General features: G+C 72.5%; 11 protein-coding genes. 3 read left to right on the top strand and 8 right to left on the bottom strand.

Annotation, left to right across the window (positions count from 1 at the left end; genetic code table 11):
• Positions 1–26: 26 nt before the first annotated feature.
• Entirely contained in the window at positions 27–644 is a 618-nt protein-coding gene (folE, locus tag ACH45E_RS05000; RefSeq protein WP_361444963.1) for a GTP cyclohydrolase I FolE, read from the top strand.
• Between the two features lie 521 nt (positions 645–1,165).
• Here the strand turns inward: folE and ACH45E_RS04995 are convergent.
• Positions 1,166–1,978 (bottom strand): SAM-dependent methyltransferase, encoded by an 813-nt coding sequence (locus tag ACH45E_RS04995; RefSeq protein WP_361444831.1) that lies wholly within the window; start codon positions 1,976–1,978, stop codon positions 1,166–1,168.
• A 217-nt stretch (positions 1,979–2,195) separates the two neighbouring features.
• Between ACH45E_RS04995 and ACH45E_RS04990 the strand changes: the two genes are divergently transcribed.
• Together ACH45E_RS04990 and ACH45E_RS04985 are read left to right on the top strand one after the other, a co-directional pair.
• Positions 2,196–3,431: a SpoIIE family protein phosphatase gene (locus ACH45E_RS04990; RefSeq protein WP_361444834.1), complete on the top strand. Its 1,236-nt coding sequence runs from the start codon at positions 2,196–2,198 to the stop codon at positions 3,429–3,431.
• Positions 3,428–5,548, top strand: a complete 2,121-nt coding sequence (locus ACH45E_RS04985) for an acyltransferase family protein (protein WP_361444837.1) — start codon at positions 3,428–3,430, stop codon at positions 5,546–5,548. Before ACH45E_RS04990 ends, ACH45E_RS04985 begins: the two co-directional genes overlap by 4 nt.
• A gap of 120 nt (positions 5,549–5,668) precedes the next feature.
• On the opposite strand, the gene ACH45E_RS04980 is transcribed toward ACH45E_RS04985, so the two are convergent.
• From ACH45E_RS04980 to sbnA, 7 genes are all read right to left on the bottom strand, one after another.
• On the bottom strand, positions 5,669–6,367 hold the full coding sequence (locus ACH45E_RS04980) for a GAF and ANTAR domain-containing protein (RefSeq protein WP_361444840.1): 699 nt from the start codon (positions 6,365–6,367) through the stop codon (positions 5,669–5,671).
• A 44-nt stretch (positions 6,368–6,411) separates the two neighbouring features.
• Positions 6,412–7,575, bottom strand: coding sequence for a substrate-binding domain-containing protein (locus ACH45E_RS04975; protein WP_361444842.1), 1,164 nt, complete (start codon positions 7,573–7,575; stop codon positions 6,412–6,414).
• Positions 7,576–7,635: 60 nt separating this feature from the next.
• Positions 7,636–8,721 (bottom strand): ABC transporter permease, encoded by a 1,086-nt coding sequence (locus ACH45E_RS04970; RefSeq protein WP_361444845.1) that lies wholly within the window; start codon positions 8,719–8,721, stop codon positions 7,636–7,638.
• Positions 8,718–10,265, bottom strand: a complete 1,548-nt coding sequence (locus tag ACH45E_RS04965) for a sugar ABC transporter ATP-binding protein (protein WP_361444848.1) — start codon at positions 10,263–10,265, stop codon at positions 8,718–8,720. The genes ACH45E_RS04970 and ACH45E_RS04965 overlap by 4 nt, the downstream gene beginning before the upstream one ends.
• Before the next feature lie 63 nt (positions 10,266–10,328).
• Entirely contained in the window at positions 10,329–13,187 is a 2,859-nt protein-coding gene (locus ACH45E_RS04960; RefSeq protein WP_361444851.1) for a SpoIIE family protein phosphatase, read from the bottom strand.
• Between the two features lie 97 nt (positions 13,188–13,284).
• Positions 13,285–14,229, bottom strand: a complete 945-nt coding sequence (locus ACH45E_RS04955) for a cyclase family protein (RefSeq protein ID WP_361444965.1) — start codon at positions 14,227–14,229, stop codon at positions 13,285–13,287.
• Positions 14,226–15,263: a 2,3-diaminopropionate biosynthesis protein SbnA gene (gene sbnA / locus ACH45E_RS04950; protein ID WP_361444854.1), complete on the bottom strand. Its 1,038-nt coding sequence runs from the start codon at positions 15,261–15,263 to the stop codon at positions 14,226–14,228. Before sbnA ends, ACH45E_RS04955 begins: the two co-directional genes overlap by 4 nt.
• Position 15,264: the final 1 nt, after the last annotated feature.

Here is a 15,264-nt window from a genome sequence, read left to right as displayed (position 1 = left end):
AGCTCTCATCCCACGCCACCGCTCGCATGGCCGGCCAGGACGGACCGGCACCCGCGGCGCCTGCCCTGCGGGTGGTCCACGAGCCGGGCGGTATCGACCTGGCCGCCGCCCAGGACGCGGCCGGCCGCTTCCTCAGGGCCCTCGGTGTCTCCACCGACTCGGAGAGCCTGCGCGGCACACCGGGGCGGATGGCCCGCGCCTACGCCGAGCTGTTCAGTCCCCGCCCCTTCGACCTGACCACCTTCCCCAACGACGAGGGCTACGACGAACTCGTCCTGGCGCGCCGGATCCCGGTCCGGTCGGTGTGCGAACACCATCTGCTGCCGTTCGTCGGCACCGCCCACGTCGGCTACCTGCCCGGCGGCCGGATTCTCGGCCTGTCGAAACTGGCCCGTGTCGTCGAGCACTTCGCCTGCCGCCCGCAGGTCCAGGAACGCCTGACCAAACAGGTCGCCGACTGGCTTCAGACCCACCTGGAGCCGAAGGGTGTCGGCGTGGTGATCGAGGCCGAACACACCTGCATGACCCTGCGCGGCGTCCAGGCGGGCGGCTCCAGCACCATGACCTCCAGCATGCTCGGCCTGCTGCGCACCGACGCCCGCTCCCGCAGCGAATTCCTGGCCCTGACCGGCGCGACCTCGTGACGGCGGAGCCCTGTCGGGCTCCGCCGTGTAGGTGTCAGGGGGCGTCCACGCGGCCGTACTTGGGCACGGTCACCGTACGGGCGCCGGGAGTGCCGCCCAGGACGACCTTGCGGTAGGTGATGTTGTGGTCCCCCGTCGACCGTGACATACGTGCCGAGGTCGAGGGTGACGCCGGGTTCGCCCTCATAGCGGTCGAGGGTCACCGCGGAGGTGGCGGCGATGAGTTTGAGTTTCGGCGTCCCCGCCGGGGTGGCCGCGGTCGCGCCGGGTGCCGTGACGGTGCCGGCGGCGCCGACGGCCAAGGCCGCGGCCGCGATGAACGCCGAACGGGTTAACGCACGGGGCAGATGTCTGGTCATCGGTTCCTCGCTCTGCGTCGGTCCGAAGCTGAACGCACCATGTGCTCGCCTCGGGCGACAACACATGTGTGCCATCGGTGAACAGGGCGAAAAACCGATCAAGGTTGCCTGCCGGGCCGTAGTGCCCGGAATTCCCGCCCGGCGCGTGCGGTGCGGACCGCCCTATGACGTCTTGCGGCCGACGCCCGCGTAGACCCAGTACTCGGACGGGTCGTCGGGGATCTCGTCGTCCGGGTCCGGGCGCCACAGGGGTACGTAGGTCAGGCCCGGCTCGACGAGGTCGAAGCCGTCGAAGAGGCCGAGGATCTCCGCGCGGGAACGGGCCGTCACCGGGGAACTGGCCCGCGACCGGTACAACTGGCCCACGGCCGCGGCTGTTTCCGGGCGGTCCTGGTTGGTGGCATGGGTCATCGCCAGCCAGCTCTCGGCGGGCAGTGCGTCACGGAAGGCGGTCACGATGCCGGCCGGGTTGTCCTCCGGTGAGATGAAGTGCAGGATCGTGATCATCAGCACGGCGACGGGCTGGTCGAAGTCGATCAGCTTCCCCACCTGTGGGGCGGACAGGACGTCGGCGGGCCGGCGGATGTCGGCGTTCACGATGTCCGCGTCCGGGTTGTCGGCCAGCAGGGCCGCGCTGTGCGCCACGGCCACGGGGTCGTTGTCGACGTAGACGACCCGGGCCCCCGGGCCGGCCGACTGCGCCACCTCGTGGACGTTGCCCTGGGTGGGAATGCCCGAGCCCAGATCGATGAACTGGCGCACCCCGGCGTCGACGAGGAAGCGGACGGCCCGGCCCAGAAAGGCACGGTTGGCCCGGGCGAGCGTCCGGACCTGAGGATCGATGGCCGTGAAGGCGGCGAGTGCCTCACGGTCCATGGCGAAGTTGTGGTGCCCGCCCAACATGGCGTCGTACATGCGGGCAACGCTCGCCTTGTCCGGATCGATTCCTTCCGGCAGACCCGCACCAGCGGACATCTCAACACCCCTGTCCCTCAGCGATCTTGACGCATCATCATATAGTGATCTCACAGCGCGGCGGGCCCCCGTCCCCGCGCCGGCCCCTGCCCCTGCGCGACGCCCCGGCCCCACCCGGAAAGGCACGACCCTGCGGAACGAAGCACGGCCCTCCCTCTCCCCCGCGGCCGATGTCATAGGCTCCGAACTCGACCTGCGGCTGACCGGCAGCCAGGTCGTGCACGCGTTGACGCCGGCGTTGTGCGACGCGGCGTCGGTCTATCTGCTGGAGCGATGGCTGCAGGAGGAGAACGGCTCCGCCTCCGCCGACCCGCCGCGGATCGAAGGCCGCCGCCTCGCCGTGCGTGTGGGTTCGGACACCGCCGAGGACTGGGAACCGCTGCTCCCCCTCGGGGAAGTGATCGTCTTCCCTCGCGAGACCCCCTACGCACGCGCTCTCGCCACCCGGCGCACCCAACTGCTCGACGCCGTGGACACCCATACCTCCGAGCGGCTCGGCTCGCTCGCGGACGACAGTTCCCGCATCGAGGACCTGCTCAAAACGGCCTCCTTCCTGGTCGTGCCCCTGCATCTGCGGGACGTGGCCGTCGGATTCATCGCCTGCACCCGGGGGCCCGAACGGGCGCCGTTCGCGGCCGACGACGCGGTGGCCGTGGAGCGGCTGGCGACCCGGGCCTGTATGGCACTGGACAACGCGCGCCGGTACGAGCGGGAGCGCCGCACGGCGCTGGCCATCCGCGGCAGCCTGCTGCCCGCCGCCGACGCGGAATACCCCGGTTGCCGCATCGCCCACGGCTGCCTTCCGGCCGGTGACGGCGACATCATCGGCGGTGACTGGTTCGACGTCCTGCCCCGGCCGGGCGGGCGCATCGGCCTCATCGTCGGAGACGCGATGGGCCACGGCCCCGAGGCGGCCGTCGCGATGATCCAGCTGCGCACCGCGGTCCGCGCCCTGGCGGGACTCGACATCCCACCGGCCGATCTCATGCACCGGCTCGACGCGCTCGCCTGCGACACCCCGGGTGCCTCCTTCGCGACCTGCGTCTACGCCGAGTGGGACGCGGAGCGGCACATGTGCACCCTCGTCGGTGCCGGTCACCCTCCCCCGCTGATCCGCGGCCCGGACGGACGCGCCGTACCGGTCACGCTCGCCAGCCCCGGCCTGCCCCTGGGGCTCGGGACGGACACCTACGAGGCCACGGTGCTGGACGTGCCGGAGCCCGCCCTGCTCGTCCTCTACAGCGACGGCCTGGTCGAGTCCCGGCAGACGGACATCGACCAGGGGATCACCCGGCTCGGACGCGCCCTCGACTCGGCCACGACCACCGCCGCCCACAGCCAGGAGACTCTGCACGCCCTGTGCCGACGCCTCCTGCACACCCCGAACGTCCCGGCCGGAAGGGACGACCGGACACTGCTGATCGCCGCGCTGACGCCGGGGCCGCCTCGATGACACACACTCCCACGGCCTCCCCCTCCGAGCGGGTCCGTCCTGCCCGTTCGCCGAAGCCTCCCTCGCGGGGCGACATCCAGGGGCTGCGCGGGCTCGCCGTCACGCTCGTCGTGCTCGCGCACGCGGGAGTTCCGTACCTGGCGGGCGGCTATGTCGGCGTCGACGTCTTCTTCGTGATCTCCGGGTTCCTCATCACGTCGGGCCTGCTCCGGGAGACCGAACGGTCCGGATCGCTGTCGCTGCGGCGTTTCTACGCCCGGCGCGCGGTGCGCATCCTCCCGCTCGCGACCCTGGTCTCGCTGGCCACCATGGCGGGCTGCCGGCTCTTCGCCTCGAAGATCCGCTACACCGAGTTCCTGCACGACGCACTGGCCAGTGCGCTGTACTTCATGAACATCGACCTGGCGGCCTCCGGCACCGACTACCTGCGTGAGGGCAGTGCTCCCTCGCCGTTCCAGCACTTCTGGTCGCTGTCCGTGGAGGAGCAGTTCTACCTCCTGTGGCCCGTGCTCCTCCTCGTCAGCCGGAAACTGCCCGGGCGTCCGTGGCTGCGGGCCCTGCCGCTGGCCGTGCTGTGCCTGGTGTCGTACGCCCTGGGCGTCCAGGCGGCCGAAACCTCGCCCTCCTGGGCCTACTTCGGTCCGCACACCCGGCTGTGGGAACTGGGTGCCGGAAGTCTGCTGGCCTTCTGCGCCGGGGCGGCGGCGCGCCTTCCGCGCGTGCTGTCCGCCGCGGGTACGCGGCTGGGGCTCGCCGGCATCGTCGCGTCGGCGGTGCTGTACGACGACGCCACCGCTTTCCCCGGCCACTTCGCGCTGCTGCCCGTGCTGGGTGCGGTCCTGGTGATCGCGGGCGGGTGCCGTGCCTCCCCGTCCCCGGCCTGCCGGTTGCCCGGGCTGCGTCCCGCGACCTGGGTGGGCGACCTCTCGTACGGCTGGTACCTGTGGCACTGGCCACTGCTGATGATCGGCCCCGTTGCCCTGCGCCGGCCGGCCGAGCCCTTGCTGAACCTCGCGCTGTGCGCGGCCGCCCTGCTGCTCGCCTGGGCGAGCCTGCACCTCGTGGAGAACCCCGTCCGGTTCCACGGCCCGCTGCGCGGCAGGCCCACCGCGGCCGTGGCATTCGGCCTCGGCCTGTCGGCGGCCGTCGTGTCCGCCGCCATCGTCGCGGCGCACTTTCCGCCGTCGATCGGCTACGGCGGCCGCGCTCCCGGGCTGGACGAGGCCCTCACCACGGCACAGGACCCGCATTCCCGGCTCGCCGGTCTCATCGCCGCGCCCGCGACCGGGCTGCCGCGCAACATGTCACCGTGGCTCCCCGACATCAAGAAGCGGCGGTCGGCCGTCTACCGCGACAGCTGTCATGCCGACTACGCCGCCACCGAGTCACCCGCCTGCGTGTACGGACACCGGTCCTCCGACCGGGTCGTCGTCCTCTACGGGGACTCCCATGCCGCACAGTGGTTCCCGGCGCTGGAGAAGCTGAGCCGGCGGTACGGGTGGAAGCTGGTGTCGCTGACGAAGGCGTCCTGCAAGACCGCCGACATCACGACCGTCAACAAGCACCGGCCGTACGAGGCGTGTGACACGTGGCGGAAGAACGCGCTGGAGCGGATCGCGCGGCTGCGTCCGATGCTGGTGGTCGCCTCCTCGTCCGAGGCGGCCACGCCGGTGCGGCGGATGGCGGACCCCCGGCGGGACTGGGAGGCGGGCTACGAACGCGTCTACCGGACGCTGGTCCGCGCCGCGGACCACGTTGCCGTGCTGCTCGACAATCCGTGGCCCAAGGGCGATGCCGTCGAGTGTGCGTCCAACTATCCCCTGTGGCTGGAGAACTGCGAACCGGACCAGCGCGACGCGATCAAGGACCCGGTGCTTCGGGAGGCCGGCCGGAAGGCTGCTGGGCGGGCCGGCGCCGCCGTGCTCGATCCCGAGCCCTGGCTGTGCCCGCGGTCGGGCAAGTGCCCTGTGGTCGTGGGCGACACATTCGTCTACCGGGACGAGAGCCATGTCGCGGAGTCCTATGCCGAGGCGCTGACGCCGGTGCTGCGCGAGGAGTTGCGCCGGGTGTTGCGCGAGCCGGCTCTTCTCGGCGACAGGGCAGCGGACCCTGGGTGACCGCCGGGTGCTGTCCCCTCTACACCGGGCCGCTTCCCACAGCGTCGGCGGTCTCGTACCTCCTGCACCGCCGCAGGGCGAGGGGCGCCCGGTCGTACGGACGGGCACCCCGTACCGGTGTCAGGCCCGGCCGGTGCCTTCGTCCCTCACCCGCTGGGCGACATCCCGCAGCTTGACGTTGTGGTGCTGGGACAGGCGGCGCAGCACGTTGAAGGCCTCCTGTTCGCTCAGTCCGTGGCGTTCCCTGAGGATGCCCATGGCCTCGCCGATGGCATGCCGGGTCTCCAGGGCGTGCTCGAGCTGGTCGATGGTGCGGGCGTCGGCCAGCGCGACGGCCGCGTGCGAGGCCAGCAGCCAGCCCGCGGTTTCGATGTCGTGGCTGAAGGCCCCTGGGCGGTGTGCGTAGAGGTTCAGCGCGCCGAAGTCCTCGTCGTGGGTGTAGAGCAGTACACCCGTCATGCTTCCGATGCCGAGTTCGCGTGCGGCGGCGGCGTAGCGGGGCCAGGCCTGCTGGGGCTGGGTCATGTCCGCGATGCGGAACGCGCGCTCACCGTCGTTGTCCGCGCCACGGGCCAGATCGAAGCACGGGCCCTCGCCCAGCTCACCCTGGAGCCGGTCGCTCTCCTGCACCATGTCGCCGCAGGCGGACAGGGTCACGGCCTGGCCTTTGCGCACCGCGAGGATCCCCGCCGCGTCACAGCCCTCGACCAGCTTCACCGCGGACGCCGTGATCTCGTCCAGGGTCGCCTGGACGGAGTCCTGCCGGAGCAGGTCCCGCGCGAGCAGAGCCATCCGCTCCGCGTACTCGCGCCACTCCATGCGCCACCACCACCTCGATCACCGCTGCGGCCACAGTACGCCTGCTACCCGCCCCAGATCTTGCGGTACGCCACCCGGTAGCCGGACGGGTCCCAGGATGTGGCACCGCCGCTGTTGCCGGCCGTGGTGATGTGGACGGGGGCCACGTATCGGCTGGCGGGGCGGCCGGAGAAGGCGCGGTTGAACTCGTCGACGATCTGCCAGCCCTGGAGGGACAGCGGTTCCGGGACGGTGGCCGCCTGGTACTGCCCGCTGTTGATGCGCTGGAAGGCGGAGGGGTCGCCGTCGCCGGCGCCGATGTTGAACGGGGGGCCGGAGCCTTTGCGGCCCGCCGCGCGGAAGGCGGGGGCCGCGTCGGCGAAGTACAGGTCGTTGATGGCCACGGAGTGGGTCCACTCGCTCCCGAACCGGGACAGGAGGGAGGAGATCTCCGGCGGGGTGCGGCTGCTCGCGTCGGGGATCGGGATGTTCTCGTACGCGAGCAGCTTCACGCCCCGGCAGGTGGCGAGCTCCTTCCTGATCAGGTCGGACTTGTCCTTCGCGAAGGGGATCGAGGCGTCGGTGATGAGCACGACCCCGGCACGGCCGCGGGACTCCGCGATGACCCACCGGGCGCTGATGCCGGCCACCTCCTCGACGCGGGTGGTGATGTTGGTGAACAGTTCGGGCCGCCGGCTGGGGCCGGGAGCGGCGAGCGCGTGCCAGCCGACGAGCGGGATCTGCTCGGCGTTGGCCTGCGCGGTCTGCGGGGCCGTCGAGCCGGGGTCGAATCCGCCGATGACGATGCCCGAGGGCTTGAGGGTCACCGCCTGGCTCATCGCCGCCCGGATGCCGGCGGGGGTGCCCTGGCCGTCGATCACCCGGACCTTCCAGCCGATGACCCGTGCGGCCTCCCGTACCCCGCTCGCGGCGCCCGCGACTCCGGGGTTGGTCATGGTCTGGGCGACGAAGACGATGGTCTTGCCGGGCACCGCCGCGGGGCCCGTGGTCGGCCCGTTCCACGGGACGTCGGTCCGCTCCGCCCGGTCGACGGCGGCCCGGGCCCTGGCATGAACGGCGGGGCAGCCGTTCGGGCCGGTCGTGGACTCCCCCGAGTCTGCGGTCGAACCGCGTTCACAGCCGGTGAGGGCGATCGCCGCGGCCAGCAGGGCGCACGAGGCGAGCCGGACCTGGCGGGCGCCGGGGGTGGCCTTGCGGTTGCCGTGCACGGGAGCTCCTCGCGGAGGGCTGGGCGGAGGTTGCGGCCGGGGGCGCGGACACAGGGCCGGTCAGGAACCGGGACCGGCGGTACCGCCCTCCTGCGTCGGGGCGGACGGTGGCGGCGGTGCGGCGGGCGCGTCGCGGGCCGCGGCGGCGCCGGTGCGCAGCCGGCGGCGGGCGGCGTAACCGGCCAGGCCGACGGCGATGAGCAGGGTGCCGCCGTAGAACAGCGGTACCGTCCAGAAGTCGGCGCCCAGTTGGGCGATGCCGGTGAGGCCGACGGCGAGGACGGCGACGGCGACCAGGGTTCCGAGGGCGTTGGGGCGGCCCGGTTTGATCGCCGTGGAGCCGAGGAGGGCGCCGGCGAAGGCGGGCAGCAGATAGTCGAGGCCGACACTCGGATTGCCGATCTGCTGTTCGGCCGCGAGCAGCACACCGGCGAAGCCGACGATCAGCCCTGATGCGGCGAACGCGTACACGGTGTACGTGCGGACCGGGATGCCGACGAGGTCGGCGGCGCGCCGGTTCGAGCCGACGACGTACAGGTACCGGCCGAGCGGCAGCCGCTCCAGGAGCAGCCAGAGGACCAGCGCGAGGGCGAGGACGTAGAAGGCGGGGACGGGAAGGCCGAGGAACGTGGAGTCGTAGAGGTCGGTGAAGCCGGCCGGGAGGCCTCGCGGGCCGGGGACGATCCGGCCGCCGTCGGTGACCCAGCCGGTCACGGCGTACATCATGCTGCCGGTCCCGAGGGTGGCGATGAAGGAGTCGATCCGGCCGAACTCGACGATCGCACCGTTGAGGACGCCGACGACCGCCCCTCCGGCGATCACCACGAGACAGGCGAGCGGCCAGGGCCACCCGTCGTGGACGAGGAGCCGCATCACCATGACGTGCGCCAGGCCGAGGCCGTAGCCGAGGGAGAGGTCGAACGCCCCGGTCACGATGGGGACCATGGCGGCGAGCGCGAGGACGGCCGGGATCGACTGGTTGGACAGGATCGAGTCGACGGTGTCGTGGGTGGGAAAGGTGCGCGGCAGGGCGAGCGAGAAGATCAGGACGAGCAGCGCCGTGAGGGCCAGGAGGCCGTAGGCGCCGACGAGGTGCCCGCCCGGTCGGTGCGGCCTGGGCGTGGAGGGTGAGGGCGGCGCCGTCATGGGTTCGTCGCGGTTCCGGGGCGGGGCATGGCCGAAGCAGCCCGGGTGAGCCCGGCGACCGTGAGGGCCGGGCCGCTCAGTTCGGCCGTCACGGCCCCGCGGACGAGGACCACGGCCCGCCGGCACACGCGCGCGACCTCCTCGAAGTCGGTGGAGACGAGCAGGACCGCGAGGCCCGCGGCCAGCGCCTCGTCGAGCAGGCGGTAGATCGCGGCCTTGGCCCCGAGGTCCACGCTCGCGGTCGGTTCCTCGAGGATCAGCAGGCGCGGGCCGGCGTTCAGCCACCGGCCGATCATGACTTTCTGCTGGTTGCCGCCGGACAGGGTGGCGAGGGGCGCCTCGCTGTCACGGGGACGCACCGAGAAGCGTTCCAGCAGGGTCACGGCCTCGGCGCGTTCGCGGCGGGGGCCGATCCAGATCGGCGCCGGTCCGCCTCCCGCGCGCGGGTTGGCCAGGAGGTTCTCCCGTACGGTCAGGTCGGCGGCGCACCCTTCCCGCAGCCGGTCCCCCGGCACGAAGCCGACACCGAGGCGGACGGCGTCGGCGACCGTGCGGGGGTGATAGGGCAGGCCGCCGAGCCGGGCCCGTCCGTCGAGGAGGGGGTGGGAGCCGGCGAGGGCCCGGCCCAGGTCCAGGTGTCCGGCGCCCGTGAGGCCGACCAGTCCCAGGACCTCACCGGCCCTGAGCTCCAGGCTGACCGGTCCGGCGCCGGCGGTCCGGACGCCGTCGAGGGTGAGCACGGGCGGACCGCCGGCGGGCGCCGCGGTGGGCCGGTAGTCGGCCGGTTCCTCGCCGACGATGTCGCGCACCAGGTGGCCGGCGCTGTGGCCCGCCAGCGGGCCGTGGCTGACGAGGCGGCCGTCGCGCAGGACGGCGAAGGTGTCGGCGACCTGGTACACCTCGTCGAGGCGGTGGCTCACGTAGAGGATGGCGTGTCCCCGGTCGCGCAGGGTGTGCAGGACGTGGAAGAGCCGGGCACAGTCCGGGGCCGGGAGACGGGCGGTCGGCTCGTCGAGGACGATGAGCTTCGCGCGTGCCGCCAGGGCTCTGGCGATGGCGACCAGTGACCGCTCGGCCGGGCCGAGCCGGGCGATCGGCGCGTCGGGGTCCAGATGTGCGGCGACGATCCCCAGGGCGTCGGCACCGCGCTCGCGGGTCCGCCGCCAGGAGATCAGTCCGGCGCGTCGCGGATACCCGGCGGTCAGGGCGACGTTCTCGGCGACCGTCATCCATTCCACGAGACCGAGGTCCTGGTGGATGAAGGACATGCGCCGGGAGGCGGCGTCGCTGCCGAGCGGGTGCCCATCGACCGTGATCCTCCCGGCATCGGCGTGGTGGACGCCGGCGAGCACCTTGATGAGCGTGGACTTTCCCGCGCCGTTGGGCCCGAGGAGGGCGAGGACGCTTCCGGCGTGGACGTCGAGGTCGACCCCGGCCAGGGCGACGGTGCCGCCGAACCGCTTGCCGAGCCCGCGGATGCGGACCAGCGGTGGTGTCCCGAAGGGCGCCGGCGCCTTCGCAGACGAGTCTGGAGCGTCGTGCACAAGCGGGATACTAGCCGAATAAAACACTCTATTTCGGGCATACCCGGGCGCGTCGCACCCTCCTCACGCCGCGTCGAGCTCGCACTCGGCCCAGATGACCTTGCCCTGCGGCAGGTAGCGCGTGCCCCAGCTCCGGGACAGCTGCGCGACGAGGAACAGGCCGCGCCCGCCCTCGTCGGTGCTGGCCGCCCGACGGAGGTGCGGGGCGGTGTTGCTGGCGTCGGAGACCTCGCAGATCAGGGCCCGGTCGTACAGCAGCCTCACCCGGATGGGGCCGGCCCCGTGGCGGATGGCGTTGGTGATGAGCTCGCTCAGTATCAGTTCCGCGGCGAACGCCGCCTCCTCGACGCCCCAGTCGGCCAGCTGCCGGTTGGCGGACGCACGGACCTCGCTGACCAGGGCGGGGTCGGCGGCCAGCTCCCAGGTGGCGATCCGGTCGGCGTCCAGGGCGTGAGCACGGGCGACGAGCAGGGCGATGTCGTCGTACGGGTGGTCGGGCGCCACCGTGTCCAGGATCGCCTCACAGGTCTCGTCGGGTGTGCGGTCCGCGTGCGCCAGGGCCTCGCGCAGCTGCTCGAGGACCGCGTCGACGTCGCGGTGCCGGTCCTCGATCAGTCCGTCCGTGTAGAGGACCAGCTGGCTGTCCTCGGGCAGGTCGATCTCGACGGCGTCGAAGGGCAGCCCGCCGAGGCCGAGCGGGGGTCCGGCCGGCAGGTCGGGATAGGTGACGGTGCCGTCGGGGCGGACCAGGGCGGGCGGAGGGTGGCCGGCGCGGGCCATGACGCACCGCTGCGTGGTCGGGTCGTAGACGGCGTACAGGCAGGTCGCGCCGATGATGCCGGCGCCCTCACCGCCGGGGTCCTCCCGGTCCAGGCGCCCCACGAGGTTGTCGAGGTGGATGAGGACCTCGTCCGGCGGGAAGTCGAGCTCGGCGTAGCTGCGCGCGGCGGTGCGCAGCCGGCCCATGGTGGCGGCCGAGAGCATGCCGTGGCCGACGACGTCGCCGACCAGGAGGCCGACGCGGCTGCCGGACAGGGGGATGACGTCGTACCAGTCCCCGCCCACGTCGGCTTCGGCGGGGAGGTAGCGGTGGGCGACCTCGACGGCGTCCTGGTCGGGCAGGCCGTGCGGAAGCAGTCTGCGCTGGAGGGCCAGGACCATGGTGCGCTCGTGCGTGTAGCGCCGGGCGTTGTCGATGGACAGGGCAGCGCGGCTGGCGAGTTCCTGGGCCAGCGCGCAGTCGTCGTCCCCGTAGGGCGCCGGGTCCTGGGCGCGGTAGAAGCCGACGATGCCCAGCACGACACCGCGGGCGACGAGGGGTACGGCGATGAGGGAGTGGACGTGGGCCAGCAGCGCGTCGGTGTGCTCGGGGTCGTAGGCGAGCCAGCCCGCGGCGACCTTCAGGTCCGGTTCCAGAACTGCCTGTCCGCTGGTCAGACAGCGCAGCTGGGGTGCGGTCGGACCGTAATCGGCCCGCTTGCCGACGGCGATGAAGGGAAGGTCGTGGCGGATGCCGTGGACCACCGTACGGCGCAGGTCCCCCAGGGGGTCGGCGGACTCCTCACCGCGCAGGACGGCATCGGGCAGGTCGATGGTGACGTAGTCGGCCAGTCGCGGGACGGCCGTCTCGGCGAGTTCCTCGGCGGTGCGGCGCACATCCAGGGTGGTGCCCACGCGGGCACTGGCCTCGGACAGCAGCTCCAGGCGACGGCGCGCGGCCAGGGCGTACGTCCCCACACGCGGCTCGCCCACCATCACCAGCCCTCTGGCCTCGGTCGGCCGGCCGGGGTGATCGTCCTTCGTGCCGTCGGCCCCGTTGGTCGTGGCCTTGCCGCCCGCCGCGACCAGGCCGGGCTCGCCGTCGGCGAGCAGGTGCCCCGGCGGCGGAGTGCGGGACCGGCGCGCCAGCGGGGGGACGGCGCAGACGACGACCGGCTCGGCGGCGAAACCCGCCATCGTGTCGAACTGGTGCGGTACGACGAGGAGCTCCGCCGGTGCGGCCCCCGGGAGGACGGCCTCGACCGCGATGCCTTCCGTCCCGGAGGCACTCGTCATCGGACGGCTCAGGAGTGTGACCCGCCGGCCGTCGGGCAGGGGCACGTCCACGGCGGCCCGCTGCGCGCCGGAGATCAGCTCGGTGGCCTTCTCCAGGAGCATGGCCTGGTCACGCGGGCGCAGCTCGCGGGCCAGTTCGTCCACGGCGACGCTGTGGTGCGGGCCCGCGGCCGCTTCGGCCTGCGCCGCCAGGTACGCCGTCAGCAGTGCGCGCTCGCGTTCGGAGCTCTGCCCCAGCAGCCGCCGCTCGATGGCCGCGGCCGCCTTGCGTATCACCGCGCCCAGGCCCAGGGTTTCGGCGCTGCGCGGATAGCCCATGCACAGCACTCCCTCGATGCGCGCGCTGAGCGGGTCGCGGACGGGCAGCGCGAGGCAGGCGCTTCCCTGAGCGCGCTCGGCGAAGTGCTCGGCTCCGTAGACCCGGATGAGTTGCCGCTCCGCCAGGGCCAGCCCGATTCCGTTGGTGCCTGCGACCTGCTCGGCGAACACGAAGCCCGGGACCCTCTGGATCGCCGGGAGGTCGCCGGCCAGCGACGGCCGTCCGAACCGGCGGAGCAGGACCGTGCCGTTCGCGTCGGCGACGGAGATGTTCATCTCGCTGCCGGAGAACTTGGTCTGGAGCCGGTCGAGCACCGGCACGGCCGCGCGGACGATCCGTCCGCCGGGATCGAAGTCCTCGTTGAAGGGGAGGTCGTTCTGGTCGGGCGAGAGCCCCAGGGACCGGCAGCGCTGCCAGGAGCTCAGGATCGGCGTGCGCACGCCGTTGTCGACCGGCTCACCCTGCAGGAACCGCTCACGGAAACGGGCGGGCCCTGTGCCGTCCGTCGCACGCCCCGCCGGTTTCGGTTCTCCGCCGGACCGATCCACGCTTCGCCCCACTCACACCAGAGACAGGCCATTTTCTGTGACTATACGGAAAAATCTGGCATTGACGAGGATACGGCATCGGGGTCACGCGTCACGGTCACAGGACCGCGACCGGAGTGACGGGCGATCCCGTCCCACCCGGTACGTTCAGCGGCGCCACGACGAGCAGGAACGCGTACCGTCCGGCCTCGGCGGTCGCGGCGGAGAGGGCCTCCAGATCGAGGTTGTCCAGCAGGGGCACCCCCATCGCGGCGACGGCCAGCGCGTGCACCGGCGAGTGCACGCCGTCGACGGGCGAGGGCCGTACGTCACTGTCGCCGTCGCCCCCGAGTAGCGCGATCCCCCGCTCGGCCAGCAGCGGTACGGCGTCCACGTGGAAGCCCGCGCCGGCCGTGCCGGGATCCCAGGCACCGAGTTCCCGGCGGCGGCGGACCTGCCCGGAGCGCAGCAGCACCGCGTCGCCCTCGCCGATCGTCACCCCGAGCGCCTGCTCGGCGGCGACGACGTCCCGCGCGTGGACCGCCTGTCCCGGCTCCAGCCAGCGGATCCCGAGGACGGCGGGGAGATCCAGGAGCACCCCTCTCGTCACCAGGGGCCCGAGCGCGGACACCGCGCCGAAGCGGGCGCCCGAGGCATCGACGGCCTCGTGTGCCGTCCGGCCGTCGTAGAGCCGCCCCCGGTAGGCGATGTGGCACAGCGCGTCGAGATGGGTGACGCCCTTGCCGTGGTAGTCGACGGCGATGAAGTCCTTGTGGGTGGAGGGTTCCGGGTCCTCCACGTCACCGAGATCGGTCATGTGGTGCAGGGCGGGCCTGGGGTTGTCGGGGCCGGACCGGGTGTTCCACGGCAACGCCATCGGCACGACCGTCCCGGACCGCACCGCGGCCACGGCCCGCCGTACGTGGTCACCGGTCACCCGGTTCCAGGCCCCGCGGTCGGCCGGGGTCCAGGTGCCCCAGGTGCGCACCGCGTCGAAGAGCGCGTCGAACTCCTGGCGGGAGACGGCGGGCCCGTTCCCGGTCCCGGCCGGCCTCGGGCTCAGTGCTCCCCTCCGCGGTCGCCGCCGACGGCACGGCGCCGCGCCACCGGCTTGCCCCTCGGGGAGGTCGCGGGCACCTCTTCGGGGCCGAAGATCTCGTCGCCGTACAGGTCGTGGAGCCAGTTGGTCTGGTAGATGGTGTCGAGGTAGCGCTCGCCGAGATCGGGGGCGATGGCCACCGCGGTCAGGTCCCCCGCATCGTGCTGGGCGAGCCAGTCCGTGGCGCCGCTGACGACGGTCCCGGTGGAGCCGCCGAACAGGAATCCGCGGCGGGCCAGCCGGTGGCAGGTGCGAATGGTGTCCACCTCCTCGACCCGGACGACGTCGTCGACGTACGACTCGTCGAGCAGCGGCGGACGCATGCTCATGCCCAGGCCGGGGATCATCCGGCGGCCGGGCTCGCCGCCGAAGGAGACCGAACCCACGCTGTCCACGGCGACGATCCGCACCGGCCGGTGCCACTGCCGGAAGTAGCGCGCGCAGCCCATCAGGGTCCCGGTCGTGCCCGCCCCGATGAACAGCACGTCGAGCCGCGGGAAGTGGCCGGCGATCTCCGGTCCCGTGGTGCGGTAGTGCGCCCGCCAGTTTCCCGCGTTGGTGTACTGGCTGAGCCACACATAGCGGTCGTCGGACGCGCACAGCGCGCGGACGTAGTCGATCCGTTTGCCGAGGAAGCCGCCGTTGGCGTCCAGGTCGGCCACGATGTGCACCTCGCTGCCCAGAGCCTCCATCAGGAGTCTGGTCGACAGGTTGCACCGGGAGTCCGTCACGCACAGGAACCGGTACCCCTTGCTGGCGGCGATCACGCTGAGCGCCACGCCCAGGTTCCCGGACGAGGACTCGACCACGATCGAGTCCTCGGTGAGCAGGCCGTCTCGCTCTGCTGCCTCCACCATCTCGTTCGCGGCCTTCAACTTGACGGAGCCGGCGAAATTGAAGCCTTCGCACTTCAGGTGGAGACGGCACCCGAGGACCGGCTCGAGGTCGACGAACAGATGGCCTTCGTTGAAGGCGTGGGGAGCGGATATGACAGGCACG

The sequence above is a fragment of the Streptomyces sp. NPDC020299 genome (genome assembly GCF_044387825.1).
Classification (GTDB): domain Bacteria; phylum Actinomycetota; class Actinomycetes; order Streptomycetales; family Streptomycetaceae; genus Streptomyces.
The sequence above is the reverse complement of the archived record's forward strand: the minus strand, read 5'-3'. Positions and strand labels throughout refer to the sequence as shown.